Origin of the sequence: Achromobacter xylosoxidans (assembly GCF_014490035.1) — a bacterium.
Classification (GTDB): Bacteria; Pseudomonadota; Gammaproteobacteria; order Burkholderiales; family Burkholderiaceae_B; genus Achromobacter; species Achromobacter bronchisepticus_A.
In genome coordinates this window covers 6,604,486-6,622,879 of sequence record NZ_CP061008.1, presented here as the reverse complement: position 1 = coordinate 6,622,879, position 18,394 = coordinate 6,604,486, and the positions used below count along the sequence as shown (strand labels likewise).

General features: G+C 68.3%; 14 protein-coding genes. 9 read left to right on the top strand and 5 right to left on the bottom strand.

The features are described from left to right. Nucleotides 1-4 precede the first annotated feature (4 nt). Together tssG and tssH are read left to right on the top strand one after the other, a co-directional pair. Entirely contained in the window at nucleotides 5-1,108 is a 1,104-nt protein-coding gene (tssG, locus tag IAG39_RS30750; protein WP_118933113.1) for a type VI secretion system baseplate subunit TssG, read from the top strand. A gap of 14 nt (nucleotides 1,109-1,122) precedes the next feature. Continuing rightward, nucleotides 1,123-3,732, top strand: a complete 2,610-nt coding sequence (gene tssH / locus IAG39_RS30745; protein WP_118933135.1) for a type VI secretion system ATPase TssH — start codon at nucleotides 1,123-1,125, stop codon at nucleotides 3,730-3,732. Between the two features lie 4 nt (nucleotides 3,733-3,736). Here tssH and IAG39_RS30740 read toward each other — a convergent pair whose 3' ends face one another. Then, nucleotides 3,737-4,498 carry an FHA domain-containing protein gene (locus tag IAG39_RS30740; protein ID WP_118933112.1) on the bottom strand — a complete coding sequence of 254 codons (762 nt, stop codon included), beginning with the start codon at nucleotides 4,496-4,498 and terminating at the stop codon, nucleotides 3,737-3,739. 27 nt (nucleotides 4,499-4,525) lie between these two features. Beyond that, a complete protein-coding gene (locus IAG39_RS30735; RefSeq protein ID WP_059379426.1) occupies nucleotides 4,526-4,897 on the bottom strand; it encodes a TssQ family T6SS-associated lipoprotein in 372 nt (123 codons plus the stop codon). 199 nt (nucleotides 4,898-5,096) lie between these two features. Here IAG39_RS30735 and tssJ point away from each other — a divergent pair, with 199 nt between their 5' ends. The 6 genes from tssJ to IAG39_RS30705 are packed head-to-tail and all read left to right on the top strand — an operon-like array spanning nucleotide 5,097 to nucleotide 13,953. Continuing rightward, nucleotides 5,097-5,576 (top strand): type VI secretion system lipoprotein TssJ, encoded by a 480-nt coding sequence (tssJ, locus tag IAG39_RS30730; protein WP_240633310.1) that lies wholly within the window; start codon nucleotides 5,097-5,099, stop codon nucleotides 5,574-5,576. A gap of 18 nt (nucleotides 5,577-5,594) precedes the next feature. Then, nucleotides 5,595-6,929, top strand: coding sequence for a type VI secretion system baseplate subunit TssK (gene tssK / locus IAG39_RS30725; RefSeq protein ID WP_118933110.1), 1,335 nt, complete (start codon nucleotides 5,595-5,597; stop codon nucleotides 6,927-6,929). A 27-nt stretch (nucleotides 6,930-6,956) separates the two neighbouring features. Further along, nucleotides 6,957-8,234: a DotU family type VI secretion system protein gene (locus tag IAG39_RS30720; protein ID WP_059379429.1), complete on the top strand. Its 1,278-nt coding sequence runs from the start codon at nucleotides 6,957-6,959 to the stop codon at nucleotides 8,232-8,234. Beyond that, nucleotides 8,231-11,860, top strand: a complete 3,630-nt coding sequence (gene tssM, locus IAG39_RS30715) for a type VI secretion system membrane subunit TssM (protein WP_118933109.1) — start codon at nucleotides 8,231-8,233, stop codon at nucleotides 11,858-11,860. The genes IAG39_RS30720 and tssM overlap by 4 nt, the downstream gene beginning before the upstream one ends. A 13-nt stretch (nucleotides 11,861-11,873) precedes the next feature. After that, nucleotides 11,874-12,590 carry a type VI secretion system-associated protein TagF gene (gene tagF, locus IAG39_RS30710; RefSeq protein WP_059379431.1) on the top strand — a complete coding sequence of 239 codons (717 nt, stop codon included), beginning with the start codon at nucleotides 11,874-11,876 and terminating at the stop codon, nucleotides 12,588-12,590. Between the two features lie 19 nt (nucleotides 12,591-12,609). Further along, entirely contained in the window at nucleotides 12,610-13,953 is a 1,344-nt protein-coding gene (locus IAG39_RS30705; protein WP_124260370.1) for a hypothetical protein, read from the top strand. A gap of 59 nt (nucleotides 13,954-14,012) precedes the next feature. Here IAG39_RS30705 and lysA read toward each other — a convergent pair whose 3' ends face one another. Next, nucleotides 14,013-15,305, bottom strand: coding sequence for a diaminopimelate decarboxylase (gene lysA, locus IAG39_RS30700; protein ID WP_059379433.1), 1,293 nt, complete (start codon nucleotides 15,303-15,305; stop codon nucleotides 14,013-14,015). Then, nucleotides 15,302-15,460, bottom strand: coding sequence for an LPS translocon maturation chaperone LptM (gene lptM, locus IAG39_RS30695; protein WP_191295227.1), 159 nt, complete (start codon nucleotides 15,458-15,460; stop codon nucleotides 15,302-15,304). The genes lysA and lptM overlap by 4 nt, the downstream gene beginning before the upstream one ends. Nucleotides 15,461-15,514: 54 nt before the next feature. On the opposite strand from lptM, the gene cyaY reads away from it, so the two are divergent. Then, the gene (gene cyaY / locus IAG39_RS30690) at nucleotides 15,515-15,844 is read left to right on the top strand and encodes an iron donor protein CyaY (protein ID WP_013396958.1); all 330 of its coding nucleotides are present in this window, start codon (nucleotides 15,515-15,517) and stop codon (nucleotides 15,842-15,844) included. A 61-nt stretch (nucleotides 15,845-15,905) separates the two neighbouring features. On the opposite strand, the gene IAG39_RS30685 is transcribed toward cyaY, so the two are convergent. After that, on the bottom strand, nucleotides 15,906-18,353 hold the full coding sequence (locus tag IAG39_RS30685) for a penicillin-binding protein 1A (protein WP_059379435.1): 2,448 nt from the start codon (nucleotides 18,351-18,353) through the stop codon (nucleotides 15,906-15,908). Nucleotides 18,354-18,394 lie beyond the last annotated feature (41 nt).

Genomic DNA, 18,394 nt, shown 5'->3' with positions numbered 1-18,394 from the left:
GACGGTGGATATCGCCCAGCCCGTCGCCGATCCCGTCCATCCGTCCGCCGCGCCTGTTGGCGCGCTGGCGCAATGGTGGCGCGCAGTCGAGCGTGAACCGTACGCCCATGACCTGTTCCATGCCTTGCGCTGGATCGATGCGCTCTCGGGCGCGCGCAAGCCCTTGGGACGCGATACGGTTGCGCGCCACGAACCCGTGCGGCTGCGGCAGGAGCCGTCGATGGCATTCGCGCCGTCGACCGTGGCCGCCGCGCGCGCCGCGACGGGCGGGCGGCCCGCGGAACTGTCGATCTACAGCTTCGGCCTGTTCGGTCCCAACGGACCCTTGCCCCTGCACCTGACGGAGCATGCCCGCGAGCGCCTGGCGCATCACGGCGACCGCACGCTGTCCGCATTTGCCGACGTGTTCCATCACCGGCTCATCCTGCTGTTCTACCGCGCCTGGGCGGACGCGCAGAGCACGGTCAGCCTGGACCGCAAGGACGAGCGCTTTACACGCTACGTGGCCAGCCTGTTGCACATGGGCGAACCGTCGATGCGGCGCCGCGATGCGGTGCTGGATCACGCCAAGTACCACATGGCGGGCCACCTGACGCGGCAGACCCGCAACCCCGAAGGACTCAAGCACATCCTGCAATCGTTCTTCGGCCTGCCCGTGCGTATCCGCGAGTTCGTGCCGCAATGGATCCGCCTGGAGCCCGGGCAGCGTCTGGGCCTGGGCGGCTTTGCGGGACTGGGACGCGACACGGTGCTGGGCGTGGCGGTGCGCGATGCCCAGCACAAGTTCCGCATCGAGATCGGCCCGCTGGCGCTGGAGGACTACCAGAGCTTTCTGCCGGGAGGCGCACGCGCCCGCCAACTGACGCATTGGGTCAGGCATTACATCGGCATGGAGCTGGCCTGGGACCTGAGACCGGTGCTGCGTGCGGAGGACGCGCGCGGACTGAGCCTGGGCGCAAGTCGTCCGCTGGGCCTGTCGTCGTGGCTGGGCAGGCGCCGGCCCGAACAAGGCGAGGCGGGCGATCTCCTGCTGGACTACGAAAGCCGCGGCGCTCGGCCGCCACGTGGCCGTGCGCCGGCCTCAACCTCAACGACGACGCGCGTATGACGCGCCACCATGCCATGTCCGATATCGGCCGCATCGACCTCTTCGGAAAGCTCAATCCGCTGCTCTACCAGACGCTGGAGGGCGCCACCGCGTTCTGCAAGCTGCGCGGCAATCCCTATGTGGAGCTGGTGCATTGGGTGCATCAGATCCTGCACGCGCAAGACAGCGACCTGCACCGCATCGCGCGCCGCTTCGGGCTGGACCTGGCCATCCTGCAGGCCGACCTGACCGCGGAGCTCGACCGCCTGCCGGCCGGCGCGGGCTCGGTTTCCGACCTGTCCGAACACATCGACCATGCGGTCGAAAGAGCCTGGGTGCTGGGCTCGCTGCGCTATGGCGCGGCGCGCATCCGCAGCGGCCATCTGCTGGCGGGACTGGCGCGGACCTACGCGCTGCGCCATGTGCTGCTGGGCATGTCGGCCCAGTTCTCGCGCATCGCGCCAGACACGCTGTTGGAACAGCTGCCGGAGATCGTGCAGGGCTCGCCGGAAGACGCGGCCGAGACTGCATCCGTCGCCGCTGCCGGGGCGCCGGACGCGGGCGGTTCCGCGCTGGCGCGGTTCGCCGTCGACCTGACTGCGCGGGCGCGCGCGGGCGAGATCGACCCGGTGTCCGGGCGCGACGAGGAAATTCGCCAGCTCATCGACGTGCTGATGCGGCGGCGGCAGAACAATCCGTTGCTGGCCGGCGAGGCCGGCGTCGGCAAGACAGCCGTGGTGGAAGGGCTGGCGCTGCGCCTGGCGGCAGGCGAGGTGCCGCCGCAACTGCGCGACGTGACGCTGTATCTGCTGGATATCGGCCTGCTGCAGGCGGGCGCGGGCGTGAAGGGCGAATTCGAGCAGCGGCTGCGCGGCGTCATCGACGAGGTTCAGGCCAGCGAGAAGCCGGTGGTGCTGTTCATCGACGAGATCCACACGCTGGTGGGCGCGGGCGGCGCGGCAGGCACCGGAGACGCGGCCAATCTGTTGAAGCCGGCGCTGGCGCGAGGCCAACTGCGCACCATAGGCGCCACCACCTGGTCGGAATACAAGAAGTACATCGAGAAAGACCCCGCATTGAGCCGCCGCTTTCAGGTCATACAAGTGCACGAGCCCGACGAGGCGCGCGCATTCGGCATGCTGCGCGGGCTGGCTGAAACGCTGCAGGCGCACCATGGCGTGCTGCTGCTGGACGAGGCGATCGAAGCGGCGGTGACGCTGTCGCACCGCTACATTCCGGCGCGCCAGCTGCCCGACAAGGCCGTCGCATTGCTGGACACGGCCTGCGCGCGCGTCGCGGTCAGCCAGCATGCGGCACCGCCCAGCCTGGAGGACGCGCGCAGGCGGGTGCAGGCGCTGGAGCTGGCGCTACGCATCGCCGAACGCGAGCTGTGTCTGGGAGAAGGCGACGCGCAGCGGATCGAACGGCTGGCGGCCGAGCAGGCCGTCGCGACGGAAGAGGAGCGGGCGCTGGCGGAGCGCTGGGATTCCGAGCGCGGGCTGGCCGAGCGCGTGCTGACACTCCGCCAGACGCTGGAACTCGCGTCCTCCGACGCCCAGGAAGATCAGCGCCACGCGTTGGCGCAGGCGCGTGCAGCGCTGACGGCCAGCCAGGGCGAGACGGCGATGGTGCATTGCGCGGTCGATGCCGCCGCCGTGGCCGCAGTGGTGGCCGACTGGACCGGCATACCCGTGGGCCGCATGCTGCGGGACGAGGCGCGCGCCGTGCTGGACCTGGCGGATACGCTTTCGGCGCGGGTGATCGGCCAGCGTGAAGCGCTGGATGCGGTGGCGCGCCGCGTCCAGACTTCGCGCGCCGGCCTGACCGACCCGGACAAGCCGGTAGGCGTGTTCCTGCTCTGCGGTCCCAGCGGCGTCGGCAAGACGGAGACCGCGCTGGCGCTGGCCGAGGCGCTTTACGGCGGCGAACAGAACCTGATCACAATCAACATGAGCGAGTTCCAGGAGTCGCATACGGTGTCCACGCTCAAGGGCGCGCCGCCGGGATATGTCGGGTATGGCGAGGGCGGCGTGCTGACCGAGGCCGTGCGCCGGCGGCCCTACAGCGTGGTGTTGCTGGACGAGGTGGAGAAGGCGCATGCCGACGTGCACGAGATCTTCTTCCAGGTCTTTGACAAGGGCTGGATGGAGGACGGCGAGGGGCGCTACATCGATTTCCGCAATGCGGTGATCATCCTGACCTCCAACGTGGGCGCGGAACGGATTGCGGCTCTATGCCGTGATCCGGAGCTGCTGCCCGACGCAGCCGCGTTGGCCGCGGCATTGCGCGAGCCGCTGCTGCAAGCCTTTCCGGCCGCGCTGCTGGGGCGGCTGGTCGCGGTGCCCTACCTGCCGCTGCCGGACGCCATGCTGGCGCGCATCGTGGACCTGCAGTTCGAACGCGTGCGCCGCCGCCTGTTCGAGCAGCACGGCATCGTGCTGGAGGTGACGCCCGAGGCTACTGCGCTGGTGGTGGCGCGCTGCGCCGAAGTGGAGTCGGGGGCGCGCATGGTGGATGCCGTGCTGACAAACACGGTGCTGCCGCGGATCAGCCGGGAACTGCTGGGCGCCTCCATGCAGGACCGCAGGCTGAGCAAGGTAAGCCTGTCGGCCGCCGACGGGGAGTTCCGCTATGACTACGCCTGAGACCTCAACGGTTCTTGTCGCCGGACTCGGGCTTGACGGGCGCGGGCCGCAGGTAGCCGCCGATCTCGCGCAGATGGTTGGACGCGCTGCGGGCGTCTGCCGCGTCGCGCGGGTGGCCCAGCGTGTCGTCGACGGGATGAGTGCGGTGCTCGGCCAGCGCGTCGTGGGCGGGCAGGGCGGACGGGGTGCCGTCCGAGAAGATGCTGGGCGTGCCGTCGCCGGGCGCATCGAACAGCGCCAGCGGATCGGTGGGCGGGCGCGACACCGCGCCGTCGCCGGGCGGCAGGTGGCGCAGGGGATCCTCCGGGTTGCGCGCTTGCGCGGAGTCCAGATCGAAGGGGTGCGTGGAGACGTCCGGCGCGCTGCCCACGGGCAGGGTGCCCGGGCCGATCAGGTCGCTGAAGATGTCGTCGTCGGCCGCGGCGGCCACGCTGGTTGCCGGCGCCTCGGGCGCGGCCGCTGCGGCGCGCAGCCGGTAGTCGCCGATCTGCAGCTCGTCGCCTGGATGCAGCGGCACTTCCTGGTCGCGCGCGAGCGCCTGGCCATTGACGCTGACCGTGCTCATGTCGCTCAGGTTGAGCAGAAAGCCGGCGTCCTCGTCGTTGACGCGGATCGCCGCCTGCACGCGGCAGATGCCGCGCGTCGGGTCGGGCAGGGCCAGTTGGTTGTCGAGACTGCGGCCTACCGTGCCGCCGGGCGCCGTGAACACGGCGTGGATGGGTTCGAAGGCCGGATCGCCGGCACGCTGGAACACGGTGAGCTTCACGCCTGTCTCCTGGGCGCCGTCGGCGCGTTAACGGGTCTGGGACGCTTGCGCCGCCTGGAACGCCGGTCCCCACTGGGGGTGTCCGGCCTCATTCGGCGCGAGCTGGAACGAGGGTTGCAACTGCAGGATGCGCGCGAAGCTGTCTTCGCACAGCTGGCGATAGTTGGTCACGCAGTAGCTGAAGGCCTGCAGCTTGAGCGCTTCGACCCGCATGGCCGTGGGCGCGGTGGCAAGCGCGTCGGAAGTCGCGACCGTGCGCACGACGGCGCCGAAGCGGCTGGCGGCGTATTCGTCGCGCACCTGCTGCAAGGCTTCCACAGCCTGCGGCGATGGGGTGGAAGCACAGGCCGCAAGCAGCGCGAGCGTGGATATCAAGCAGATGCGTGCGGGCTGTTTCATGGCGCGGGCGTGTCGTTTGGAGTGTGTAGGCCTGGTCATTCCGCCGATGATAGCGGCTCGCCGTGCAAGGTATGCGTCGCGGCGTAACAGACGTGTGTACTTTTATTTCCGAGGTCTTATGAGCAGTCCATGCCTACGAGTGATTCCGACGAAACGGCGGCGCATCGCGGCGATACTCGCGGCTGCGTTGACGGCGGCGATGCTCGCGGCATGTTCGTCGACGGCCAAGCGCGTGCCCGTGCCGTACGCGATCGAACTGCGCGCGGATCCGAAAGTGAACCAGAACGCCAGCGGCAGGCCGTCGCCGGTGCAGGTGACCATCTATGAACTGAAATCGGCCAGCATCTTCGAATCGCGCGACTTCTTCACGCTGCAGGGCGATGCGCACGCGGCGCTGGGCGCGGAGCTGCTCAATGTCGATCAGGTCATCCTGAAGCCGGGCGAAACCAAGGTGGTGCAGTACCCCGGCAACGCCGAGGCGCGCGTGGTGGGCGTGGTGGCGGCCTATCGCGAACTGGAGCAAAGCAAGTGGCGGCTGCTGGTGTCGTTGCCCGAGGCGCAGAACACCAACATCTACAAGGTCTGGCAGTTTTCGCCGAACGAGGAGACGGTGAAGGTCGCGGTCAAGCGCGACGGGCTGGAAGAAGTGGATCGCAGCCGTTCGTGGTGGCCCTTTTAGAAGCGAAGAGAACCGCACATGGTGAGCAGAGACAAAGTGATCTGGTCGGAGGGCATGTTCCTGCGGCCGCAGCATTTCCAGCAGTTTGAACGCCATATGCTGCACACCGCGCAGCAACGCGCAGCCATGCTCCAGGGATGCTTCTGGGGCTTTGGCCAGCTGTCGCTGGACCGCGACGCGCTGGCGATCGGCAAGGTGGCGGTGACCAGGGCGCAAGGCGTCATGCCCGACGGCACGCCTTTTGATTTCTCGCATCCGGACGCGGCGCCCGCGGCGTTCGAAGTGCCGGCGCAGACGCGCGGCGCGCGCGTCGTGCTGGCCCTGCCGCGCGTGCGCGCCGGCGCTAGCGACGTCATCTACGAAGGCGAGGAAGACACGTTGGCGCGCTATCTGGTGCACGAAGCCGAAGTGGAAGACAGCGGCTCCGTGGCTCTGGAACCCGTCCTGATGCAGCTTGGACGCTTGCGGCTGCGGTTGATGCTGGAAGACGAACTTACCGACGACTGGCTGGGCCTGGGGGTGGCGCGCGTGCTGGAGCGGCGTTCGGACAACCGGGTGGTGCTGGACGAAGGCTATGTGGCGCCGTGGCTGGCGGCGGGCGAGCATCCGGTCTTGCGCGGCTTCGTCGATGAACTGCAGGGGCTGCTCGACGCGCGCAGCGAGGCGCTGGCCTCGCGCCTGTCTCAGCCCGGCCGCGGCGGCGTTTCCGAGGTGTCGGACTTCATGCTGCTGGAGACCGTCAACCGCTACATGGGTTCGATCTGGCATGCGCGGCAACTTCCGGCGCAGCATCCCGAACGCCTGTTCCACGACTGGCTGATGCTGGCCTGCGACCTGGCCACCTTCACGTCCGCCACGCGGCGGCCGGGCGTGCTGCCGGACTACGTGCACGACGATCTGCAGGGCAGCTTCACGCCGTTGATGAATGAGCTGCGCCGATCGCTGTCGGCCGTGCTGGAGCAGCGCGCCTTGCAGATACCGCTGCAGGACCGCGGCCAGGGCGTGCGCGTGGCGCAGATCCAGGACGCGGAACTGTTGCAGTCGGCCGGCTTCGTGCTGGCGGTGCATGCGGACATGGGCGTGGAGACCGTGCGGGCGCGCTTTCCGGCGCAGGTCAAGATCGGTCCGGTGGAGCGCATCCGCGACCTGGTGCACCTGCAATTGCCGGGCGTCGGCGTGCGCGCGCTGCCCGTGGCGCCGCGGCAGATTCCGTACAGCGCCGGACACGTCTATTTCGAACTGGATAAGAGCGGCGAGTTCTGGAAGCAGCTGGAGCGCACCGGCGCGCTTGCGTTGCATCTGGCGGGCGATTTTCCCGGGCTGACGATGGAGTTCTGGGCGCTGCGCGACTGAGCGCGGCCAAACCAGGCGGAGACAACTATGCATGCTTCGGATCACACGCTGGCCGGCCCCCCGGGCGGCATCGGCGAAGGCGCCGCCAATACGGCGGGCAGGCTGCGGCCTCACGACTACGTCATCAGCGGCGCCAATCCGCTGGTGGCGGCGGCGAACCCGCTGCTGGACCTGATTCCGCAGATCCGCGCCACGGCGACGCATCCTTCGCCGGCGATGCTGCGCGAGCACTTGCTGGACGAGGTGCGTCAATTCGAGCTGCGCGCGCAGCAGGCGGGCATCCCCAACGAAACCATACTGGGTGCGCGCTATTGCCTGTGCACGGCGCTGGACGAGGCCGCGGCGCTTACGCCATGGGGCGGGGGCGGCGTATGGTCCGCGCACAGCCTGCTGGTCACGTTCCACAACGAGACCTGGGGCGGAGAGAAGTTCTTCCAGCTGCTGGCCAAGCTGTCGCAGAATCCGGGGCAGCACCTGGATCTGCTGGAATTGCTGTATTACTGCCTGCTGCTGGGTTTCGAGGGACGCTATCGCGTCATCGACAACGGCCGTTCGCAGCTGGAAACGCTGCGCCAGCGCCTGTTGCGCATCCTGCGCGGCGCGCGCGGCGACTATCCGCTGGCGCTGTCTCCGCATTGGCGCGACGAGCCGGCGCAGACGCCATTGCGCCGCCTGCCGGTGCCGCTATGGGTGTTCGGCGCGTTGGCTGCCGTCCTGGCGCTGGCCTTGTATTGGGGCCTGGGTTGGCGCCTGGGCAGCGAATCCGACGCCGTGTTCGCGTCCATCGCCAAGCTGCGTCCGCCGACCGTACAGATCGCCCCGACCACCGTGAAGCGGCCCGCGCCCGCGCCGCGGCTGGCGGTGTTCCTGGCGCCCGAGATCCGCGACCAGTTGGTCACCGTGCGCGACGAGGTGGACCGCAGCGTGGTGGTGCTGCGGGGCGACGGCGTATTTGAATCCGGCGCCAGTTCCGTGCGCGACCAGTACCTGCCGGTGCTGTCGCGCGTGGCCGACGCTTTGCGCGAGACGCAGGGCAGCATCCTGGTGCGCGGCTACTCCGACAACACACCGATGCGCAGCGCGCGCTTCCCGTCCAACTGGCATCTTTCGCAGGCGCGCGCCGATGCGGTCAAGGACATGCTGGAGCAGCGCCTGGGCCAGACGGCCAGGGTGCGCGCCGAAGGCCGCGGCGATGCCGATCCGGTGGCGCCCAACGATACGGCCGCGGGCCGCGCGCTGAACCGGCGGGTGGAGATCACGGTGCTGGTGCCGCCGGTGGCGCACGAGCAGGGAGGACAGGAATGATCTACAGGCTGTTCGGATGGTTCTTCAGCCGCCGCGTGTGGAACTTCCTGGGGCTGGTGGCCCTGGCGGTGCTGATCTGGATCGCGGGGCCTCTTATCGCCATCGGCACGGTGCGTCCGCTGGAAAGCGAAACGGTGCGCATCGCTGTCATCGTGGCGATGTTCGCGATCTGGCTGCTGCGGTTGTTGTGGCGCAAATGGCGCGAAGGGCGCTTGAACGCGCAGCTGCTGAGCCAGTTGCGGCGGCCCAGACCCAAGGCGGAAAAGCCGCTGGAGGAAGCCGCCGGCAACGACGAGATACGCCAGCTGGAAGCGCGCTTTCACGAAGCCGTGGAGCTATTGCGCAAGACCCGCTTCGAGAGCCGCGGCAGGCGCGGCGCGCTCGACCGGTTCTCCAAGCAGTACCTGTATCAGCTGCCCTGGTACGTGATCATCGGCGCGCCGGGCGCGGGCAAGACTACCGCGTTGGTGAATTCGGGGCTGAACTTTCCCTTGGCCGAACGCTACGGCAAGGTGGCCTTGCGCGGCGTGGGCGGCACCCGCAATTGCGACTGGTGGTTCACCGACGATGCGGTGCTGCTGGACACGGCGGGGCGCTACACCACGCACGAAAGCGATCCGACCGGAGACGAAGAAGAGTGGCGCGGCTTTCTCGGCCTGCTGTCCAAGTACCGCGGCCGCCAGCCCATCAACGGCGCCATGCTTACCGTCAGCGTCGAAGACCTGCTGTCGGCGTCCGACGCGGAGCGCGCGCAGCATGCGGCAGTGCTGCGGCGCCGCCTGCAGGAATTGCGCGAGCAGCTGGGCATCGCGTTTCCGGTGTACGTGCTGGTGACCAAGACGGATCTGCTGTCGGGCTTCGAAGAGTACTTCGCTTCCTTTACCCGCGACGAGCTGGCGCAGATCTGGGGCTTTACCTTGCCGTATGCGCGCGCGCAGGAGCCGGGTTTCGACCTGTATGAAGCCTTTCACGAAGAATATGCGCTGTTGCAGCGGCGCTTGGATGACGCCTTGCCTGAAGTGGTGGCGGCAGAGAGCGATCCGGCGCGGCGCGCGCTGGCCTACATGCTGCCGCAGCAGTTCGCGGGCCTGCAGGCCATCCTGGGCCATTTCCTGAGTGATGTGTTCGCGACCTCGAAGTTCGAGGCGCGCGTGATCCCGCGAGGCGTCTACTTCACCAGCGGCACGCAGGGCGGAGAGACCTTCGACCAGGTGACTGGCCATCTGAAGCGCTACCTGCGCATCGACGGCGGCGCCGCGCCCGCGGCCAGCGTGCCGGGCGAGGCGGAAGGACGCAGCTACTTCCTGAAGAACCTGCTGCAGGACGTCATCTTCCGCGAGGCGGGCCTGGCCAGCCGCAACCTGCGCTGGGAACGCCGCTATCGGCAGCTGCACTGGGCGGGGTACGGCCTGGTGACGGCGGCCTTCCTGGCCCTGGTCGCGGGCTGGGCCATGAGCTATCGCAACAACGCCGATTACGTGGAAGAAGTGGCGCGGCGGGTGCCGGCGGTGGAGAAGCTGAGCCGCGACATCAAGATCACGCGCACCGGCGACCTGTTGGGGCTGATGCCGTTCCTGGACAGCCTCTGGTACCTGCCCCAGCACGAGGGCTTCGAGATCGACAATCCGCCGCTGAGCTATCGCTATGGCCTCTACCAGGGCCAGAAGCTGCGGGCGGCGGCGCAGGGCGTGTACGGCAATACGCTGGACCAGGTGCTGCTGCCGCAGGTGGCGCGGCGTGTCGAGACGGCCCTGCGCGACGCCTCGGCCAGCGACCTGGAGTATTCCTACGAGGCGCTGCGGGCCTACCTGATGCTGTACGAGGCCGAGCGCTACGATGCGGAGTTCATGCATGCGTGGCTGCTCTCGGACATGCAGGCCACCCTGCCTGAAGGCTACACGCGGCGCCAGTACGAACAGCTGTCGCTGCACCTGCGCAACCTGACGCAGAGCCACGTGCTGGCCTCGCCGTTTCCCAAGGACGACGCGCTGGTGGCCCAGGCGCGCGAGAAGCTGGCGCGCTACACGCTGGCGCAACGCGCGTACAGCCGGCTGCGCCGTACCCTGGCCAACGCCGATGCGGCGCCCGAGATCACGGTGGTGACGCTGGGCGGCGCGCAGGCCAGCGCCGTCTTCGTGCGCAAGAGCGGCAAGCCGTTGAGCCAGGGCATTCCCGCGCTCTACAGCTATCGCGGCTATTGGGACGTCTTCAACAAGCGCGTGACCGGCGTGGCCGAGGTGTTGCGTTCGGATGATGCGTGGATCCTGAACATCCCATTGCGCAGCCAGCTGGACCAGACGGCGCAACGCCAGCTGGTGGTGGACATCAAGCGCTTGTACATGAACGATTACGTGGCCCAGTGGGACGGCTATCTGAACGATATGCAGCTGGCGCCCAGCAAGTCGCTGCTGCAGAACATCCAGATGGCGCGCACCTTGTCCGCGCCGGAGTCGCCGCTGGTGCAGCTGGTGCGCGGCGTTGCGCGAGAGACCTCCTTGCTGCGCGATACCGGCAAGGATGACCGCTCGCTGGTGGATCAGGCGCGCGACCGCGTCAGCAGCACGCGCGAGGCGCTGGAGCAGATGTTCGGGCCAACCGGACCTGGCGCGGCCATGCGGGCCGACGCCACGGACGAGAAGCTCGAGCGCATCGTGGACCAGCATTTCGAGCCGTACCGCCGGCTGGCCGAAGGCGAGGGCGCGGCGGCCGGCGCCACCTCGCCGATCGCCGCCACCACCGGCCTCATCAACGAGCTCTATACCTATCTGACGGCGGCGGATGCGGCCTTGCGCAGCGGCAGCCCCGCGCCCAGCTCGGATTCCGTGACCAAGCTGCGGGCCGAGGCGGGCCGCTTGCCGGGGCCGCTGCGCGACGTGCTCAATGCGCTATCGGTGAACGCGTCCGGCGAGGTGTCCGACGTGGCCCGCGCGCGCATGGGCGAGACCGTGTCCGCCACCATCGGCATGTTCTGCGGCCAGTCGGTGGCCGGACGCTATCCGTTTTCGAGCCGTTCGGCGCGCGACGTGGCGCCCAACGACATGGCGCGGCTGTTCGGGCCCAACGGCCTGATGGACGACTTCTTCCAGAAGAATTTGGCGAACCAGATCGACGTTTCCGGACAGCGGTGGCGCTTCAAACCGGGCATCGACGGCAAGTCGGGGGAGAACTCCGCCACGCTGGACGCGTTCCAGCGCGCGGGCGTGATCCGCGACGTGTACTTCATGGCAGGCAACCCCATGCCCTCGTATCGGGTGGCCATCAAGCCCGTGGAAATGGACGCGGGCATTACCCAGTTCGTGATGGACGTGGACGGCCAGGCGGTGCGCTACGCGCATGGCCCGCAGGTGGCGACCACGGTGCAGTGGCCCGGCCCCCGCGGCAGCAACCAGGTGCGCATCGAGCTTACGCCACAGGTCGGGGCGGCGGGCATGACCACGTCCGGTCCCTGGGCGCTGAACCGCATGCTGGACCGCGCCCAGCTGCGGCGCGGGGCCACGCCGGAGGTCACGCTGGCCACATTCGACCTGGGCGGACGCAAGGTGGTGCTGGAGATCACCGCCAGCAGCGTCAAGAGCCCTTTCCATCTGGGCGAGATGCAGGCGTTTGCCTGCCCGGGCGCGTCGTGAACAGGACAAGGACATGGAGCTAGCAGTGGAGCGTGGGCGTGTGGGCTGGTACGGCAAGATTCCGGCGGCGGGCGACTTCGTGCACCGGCGCCTGCCGCGTGAGCTGATCACCTGGTGGGACCGCTGGCTGCAGTTCGGGCTGGCGGCGCTGAAGCAGGCGCCAGACATCAATGCCGCGCGCGGCTTCGCGTCGGCGCCCATCTGGAATTTCGCGATTCCGGCGGGGCCGGGCGCGGGCGTCGCACAGCTGGGCTGCATCACGCCCAGCCGCGACCGGGTGGGCCGGGGCTATCCGCTGTGCGTGGTCATGGCCGTGCCGCCCGCGCAATACCACAGCAGCATCCTGGATGGCGCCAGCGACTACTACCGGCAGATCGGCGCCAGCATGCTGGCGGCGGTGCGCCATGGCTGCCCGGCGGAACAGTTCGACCGCAGCCTGCAGCAGGTGCGTACGCCTGCCGCGGCGCCGGGCGCCGCCGCGCCGCGCGGCGGCAGCGACATCATGGACATCCTGAGCGCCGGCCGGGAGCAGGACTCCGCGCCGCTGGCGCGCCGCGCGCTGGGCGCCTGGCCCGATCTGCCGTTCTGCTTCAACCCCAGTTCCCACACCAGCTATTGGTGGACCAACCAGGCGGACGGCGCGGCATTGCAGACCTACATCCATGGCGGCGCGTTGAACGCGACGCTGTTCGCCAGGCTGTTCTCATCCCTGCCGACCTGGCATCCCTGAAACTGCCGGAGGACCGCGCATGCTACGAACTTCAGCTGTGCCGCCTGAGCCGGGCGCGGCAGGCTTCCCGGCCGCTTCAGATGCGGCACGCCTGGACGATATCCTGCGCCTGGCGCCCGGGCGGCTGCGTGAACAGGAGATCCTGCGAGTCGTCGCCGGCTTGTCCGCGTCCCTGGCCGCCATGCACGAAGCCGGCAGGGCGCATGGCGGCATCAGCCCTGATGCCGTGGTCCGTGACGGACAGGATTTTGCCGTCCTGGCGCCGCCTTGCGATGCGGCGCCCGATGATGAAGACGCCGCACGCCATGCCGGTTACGCCGCGTTCGAACAGTACACGGACGATCCGGGCCATTCTTGCGGCCCCTGGACGGACGTGTACGGGCTGGCGGCGCTGGCGTACTTCCTGGCGACGGGCGCGGCCCCGCCAGGCGCACTGGCGCGCCGCGTGCGCGACGATTGCCTGCCTCTGGATGCATGGCAGCCGGGCGCCTATCGCGCGGCGTTCTGCGCCGCCGTGGACGAGGGCCTGGCGATGGACGAGCAGGCGAGGCCGCGCACAGCCGCGGCGCTTGCTGCGGCGATGGGGGTGATCCCGCCGGCGGTGCCGGCGTCTGCGGCGGCTTCCGTACCCGGTCCGATGGAGGATCCGGAGCCGGACACGGCCGCGCCTTCATTGATGGCGGAGACGCCCGCCGACGAGTTTGACGATCCACCGCCGGCTGCGGCGCGCCTGACGGCGATGCGGCCTGAACACCCGGGGCCGGCGCGGCGCATGCTGCCGCTGGCCGTGGCGGGCCTTCTGCTGCTCGCGGCGGGGGGATATGCATGGCTGCGGCCGGCACAGCCGCCGGTCGAACTGGCTGGCGTGGCGCCGCCCCAACCCCAACCCCAGCCGCAACCTCAGCCGCAATCGGAGCCACCGTCCCAACCACCGCCGCAACCCCAGCCGCAGTCGGAACCACAGCCGCAACCCGCGCCCGCGCCGGCTCCACCGACCTTGCCAGATTCCCCCGCCGCGGCCGTACCAGCTTCGCCGCCGCAGGCCGCGGCCATTGGCTCCGCCATGCCGTCCGCCGGCCCAAAACCAGAAAGCGCCTCTGAGCCTGAAGCCGCGGCAGCCCCCGCCGCGCCCGTGACCCCGCCGCCTCAGGCGGCGCCCGTCACGGTGCGCGTGGCCGTGCGTCCATGGGGAGAGGTGCTGGTCAATGGCCGCTCGCGCGGCGTCAGCCCGCCGTTGCGCGAACTGTCCCTGCCGCCCGGCCGTTACCAGGTGACGGTGCGCAACGCATCAGCGGGCGACTACCGCATGACCCTGACGGTGGCGGCCGGCCGTCCGGCTTCCATTACGCATGAGTTCGAATGAACGATTCGGTATCGGACCGCCTGCGGCGCGCGGTCCGTGCCGCGAATGGCGGCAGCCCCTCAGGGCAGCGTGGATTCGCCCTTGAGCAGGTCTTCCAGCGTTTCGCGCTGGCGCACGACGTAGTACTTGTCGCCATCGACCATGGCTTCGGCCGCGCGGGGGCGGGCGTTGTAATTGCTGGCCATGGCCATGCTGTAGGCGCCCGCGGACTCCACCGCCAGCAGGTCGCCCTGTTGGATGGCCAGCTTGCGCTGCCGGGCCAGCCAGTCGGCGCTTTCGCAGACCGGGCCGACGATGTCGTATAGGGTTTCGTCGCCCGCGCGCGGATGCACGGGGCGCACGCCGTGGAAGGCTTCGTACAGCGCGGGACGCAGCAGGTCGTTCATGGCGGCGTCGACGATGGCGAAGTTGCGCGCTTCCGAATGCTTCAGGTACTGGACCCGCGTGAGCAGCACGCCGGCGTTGCCCACCAGCGATCGGCCGGGCTCCAGCACCAGGTGCAGATGGCCGAAGCCGCGCGCGTTCAGGCGTTCGAAGACACGGTCCAGCAGGGCCTGGGGCGAGGGCGGAATTTCATCCGTATAGCGGATGCCCAGGCCGCCGCCCAGGTCCAGATGGGCGATCCGGATGCCGGCCTGATCCAGCTTTTCGATCAGGTCCAGCAGCTTTTCCAGCGCGTCGAAATAGGGACTGATATCCGTGAGCTGCGAACCGATATGGCAGTCCACTCCCACGATTTCCAAGGCCGGCAGCGACTGGGCCAGGCGGTAGACGTCCAGCGCCGACTCGATGGCGATGCCGAACTTGTTCTCCTTCAGGCCGGTGGAGATGTAGGGATGCGTCTGCGCGTCCACGTCCGGGTTCACCCGCAGCGAGACGGGTGCGCGCAGGCCCATGCCATGCGCAATTGTCGATAGCAGGCGTAGCTCGGCTTCGGACTCGACGTTGAAGCACTTGACCTTGGCCGCGAGCGCGGCGCGCATTTCCCAGGCCTGCTTGCCCACGCCGGAAAACACGATCCTGGACGGGTCCGCACCCGCCGCCAGGGCGCGCTTGAGTTCGCCGCCGGAAACGATGTCGAAGCCCGCGCCCAGGCGCGCGAATTCCTTCAGGACGGCCAGGTTGGAATTGGCCTTCATGCCGTAGCAGACCAGCACCGGATGCTGGCCGACGGCGTTGCGGTAGGATTCCCAGGCAGCCTTGAGCGCGGCGCGCGAGTACACGTACAGCGGCGTGCCCAGCTTTTCGGCCAGGTGGTCCAGCGGCACGTCCTCGGCGTACAGGACATTGTTGCGGAACTGGAAGTACGGATGACCGGCCAGTTCAGGCTGCGCGGGGAATCGGGGTGTCATGGCAGCGATGGCGCCGGCGGAATGACCGTCTGCGGCGGTTGCTCCGTACGCGAGGGCGGCTTGCCGTCCGGCGTCGGCATGTACAAGGGACCTTTATACCCGCAGGCGGCAACCATGCCGGTCGCCAGCAGCGTGGCTACAATGCGAAGGACCATGCGGCGAAATGCCAAGTGGAACACTGGGAACTCCTAAATCTTGCAGGCTCGATTATGACCGAAACCGAATTTCTTGCGTTGATCGACCAGGTGCTGAACAGCATCGAAAGCCAGGCCGATGACTGGGCGGCTTCGCTCGATGTCGATGTCGAAACCAGCCGCAGCGGCAATGTGCTGACGATGGTTTTCGAAGACAACACCCACGTGGTGGTGAATAGCCAGGCTGCCATGCAGGAACTGTGGGTCGCGGCGCGCAGCGGCGGCTTCCACTACCGCTACGATGGCCAGCACTGGAACGATACCCGAGGCGGCCCCCAGTTGCCGGACGCCCTGTCGCAGATCTGTTCCGCGGCCGCGGGCGTGCCCGTGACGATACGCCTGTAAAACACCAGGTTCAGGCGAAAAAAAAGGCCGGCCCCATGGGGCCGGCCTTGTCATTTGCGCGTCAGAACGGAATCTTCTGGGACCAGGGCGTGTTGCCTTGCGTGCCCACGCCCGGCGCTACCTTGATCTTGGTTTCCTCGCTGGTGCTGCCGTTCAGGCCGTTGAGGAATTCACCCAGCGTGTCGGCCTCGGGCAAGCCCAGGCGCGCCACCGCCTGCCCGGGCGGGAATTCGGAGAAGTAGAACTCGCCGTTTTCGACCAACAGGCCATCGGGACGGGGGCGCGGCTTCTCTTCGGGCACGCCCTTGAGGACCGTCTGCATGTAATCGACCCAAATCGGCATGGCGACGCCGCCGCCGGTTTCGCGCGAACCCAGGGACTTGGGCTGGTCAAAGCCCAGCCATGCGGTGGCGACCAGCGACGGGGTGTAGCCGGAGAACCAGGCGTCCACCGATTCGTTGGTGGTGCCGGTCTTGCCGGCGATGTCGTTGCGCTTGAGCAGGACGCGGGCGCGCGCCGCGGTGCCGTAGGTGGCCACGCCGCGCAGGATGTCGTCCATGACCCAGGCGGTGCGCGGATCGATGGCGCGGGCGGCGGCGTCGCCGGCCACGACCGGCTTGGACTGCATGATGACCTTGCCGCTGCTGTCGGTGACGCGGTCGATCAGGTAGGGCGTGACGCGGTAGCCGCCGTTGGCGAACACCGAGAAGGCGCCGGCCAGCTGCAAGGGCGTGACCGAGCCCGCGCCCAGCGCCAGCGGCAACACGGCGGGCTGGCGGGCCTTGTCGAAGCCGAAGCGGGTCAGGTAGTCCTGCGCGTACTGCGGGCCGATGGCCTGCAGGATACGGATCGACACCATGTTCTTGGACTTGTACAGGCCCTGGCGCAGGGTCAGCATGGGTTCGTACTGGTTGCCGTAGTTCTTCGGGTTCCAGGCCTTGGAGCCGGTCTGCGCGGCCGTCAGTTCGAAGGGCTGGTCCGAGATCTGCGTGCCCGGGGTCAGGCCGCGCTCCAGCGAAGCGGCATAGATGAAGGGCTTGATGTTCGAACCGGGCTGGCGCCAGGCTTGCGTCACGCGGTTGAAGTTGCCGCGGTAGAAGTCAAAGCCGCCGACCATGGCGCGGATGGCGCCATCTTGCGGCGACAGCGCCACGAAGGCCGCCTGCACCGAAGGCAGGTTGATGATTTCCCAGTTGTCGCCGAACTTGCGGATGTAGACCACGGAGCCGCGCTTGATGCGCTGCTCGGGTTTGGCCTTGTCGTTCAGCGCGCGCGCCACGACGCCCAGCACCTTCTTGTCGGTGACGGTGATGATCTCGCGCGAGCTGCGCGCCAGCTTCACTTCGGTGGGGCTGGCCGACAGCACCAGCGCGGTCAGCAGGTCGCCGCTGTCGCTGAACTTGTCGAACACGCCGTCCAGGAATTCGTCGAGCGCCTGCGGATTGTTCTCGGTGCCCGGCGGCAGGTCGAGCTGTTCCTCGGGGCCGGGGTAGGGCGCGCGGCGCGTGTATTCCAGCACGCCTTCGCGCACGGCGCGATAGGCCGCTTCCTGGTCCTTGGACTGCACCGTGGTGTAGATGTTGATGCCGCGCGAATAGACGTTGTCCTGGTACACGTTGAACAACAGCTGGCGCGCCAGTTCCGCCACGTATTCGCCATGGACGGAATAGCCGCCGGCCGGCGTGCCTTCCGCGGACTTCATGACGATGGGCTGGGCCAGCGCCTGTTGGTATTCCGGTTCGGTCAGGTAGCCCAGCGAGTGCATGCGGCCCAGCACGTAGCGCTGGCGCAGCTCGGCGCGCGGACGGTTGGCGATGGGGTTGAAACGCGACGGCGCCTTGGGAATGCCGGCCAGCATGGCGGCTTCCGCGGGCGTGACTTCCGACAGGGGTTTGCCGAAATAGGTGCGCGAGGCGGCCGCGAAACCATAGGCGCGGTGGCCCAGGTAGATCTGGTTCATGTAGAGCTCGAGGATCTGGTCCTTGGTGAGCTCCGACTCGATCTTGAAGGTCAGCAGCAGTTCATAGAACTTGCGCGAATAGGTCTTTTCCGACGACAGGTAGAAGTTGCGCGCCACCTGCATCGTGATGGTGCTGGCGCCCTGCGACTTCGACATGTTGACCAGGTTGGTCAGGCCCGCCCGCACCACGCCCATCCAGTCGATCCCGCCGTGCTGATAGAAGCGGTCGTCCTCGGCCGCCAGCACCGCGGACTTCATGACGTCCGGGATTTCGTTGAAGCGCAGCACGTTGCGGCGCTCTTCGCCGAATTCGCCGATCAGGACGCGATCCGCCGTAAAGACGCGCAGCGGCACCCGGGGGCGGTAGTCCGTCATGGCGTTCAGGTCGGGCAGGTTGGGCCAGGCCAGCGCCAACGCCATCCCAGCCAGCAACACGCCGCACAGGAACAGGCCGGCAAAGAAAATGCCGGTTTTTACGAAGAATCGCAGTATCGGGGAACCGCTCTTGGCGGGCTTGTCTTTCTTGGAGGAATTCTGGGGCTTGCTCATCGCGGCGATTTTACGGGTATCTCCGGGTCCGTCTTGGCACG

Bases quoted from the DNA above. Each gene is read 5' to 3' on its own strand.
- tssM (WP_118933109.1), top strand. From the start codon at position 8,231: ATGATCTACAGGCTGTTCGGATGGTTCTTCAGCCGCCGCGTGTGGAAC.
- IAG39_RS30685 (WP_059379435.1), bottom strand. From the start codon at position 18,353: ATGAGCAAGCCCCAGAATTCCTCCAAGAAAGACAAGCCCGCCAAGAGC.
- lysA (WP_059379433.1), bottom strand. From the start codon at position 15,305: ATGACACCCCGATTCCCCGCGCAGCCTGAACTGGCCGGTCATCCGTAC.
- tssK (WP_118933110.1), top strand. From the start codon at position 5,595: ATGGTGAGCAGAGACAAAGTGATCTGGTCGGAGGGCATGTTCCTGCGG.
- IAG39_RS30705 (WP_124260370.1), top strand. From the start codon at position 12,610: ATGCTACGAACTTCAGCTGTGCCGCCTGAGCCGGGCGCGGCAGGCTTC.
- IAG39_RS30720 (WP_059379429.1), top strand. From the start codon at position 6,957: ATGCATGCTTCGGATCACACGCTGGCCGGCCCCCCGGGCGGCATCGGC.
- cyaY (WP_013396958.1), top strand. From the start codon at position 15,515: ATGACCGAAACCGAATTTCTTGCGTTGATCGACCAGGTGCTGAACAGC.
- tagF (WP_059379431.1), top strand. From the start codon at position 11,874: ATGGAGCTAGCAGTGGAGCGTGGGCGTGTGGGCTGGTACGGCAAGATT.
- tssJ (WP_240633310.1), top strand. From the start codon at position 5,097: ATGCTCGCGGCATGTTCGTCGACGGCCAAGCGCGTGCCCGTGCCGTAC.
- lptM (WP_191295227.1), bottom strand. From the start codon at position 15,460: ATGGTCCTTCGCATTGTAGCCACGCTGCTGGCGACCGGCATGGTTGCC.
- tssH (WP_118933135.1), top strand. From the start codon at position 1,123: ATGTCCGATATCGGCCGCATCGACCTCTTCGGAAAGCTCAATCCGCTG.
- IAG39_RS30735 (WP_059379426.1), bottom strand. From the start codon at position 4,897: ATGAAACAGCCCGCACGCATCTGCTTGATATCCACGCTCGCGCTGCTT.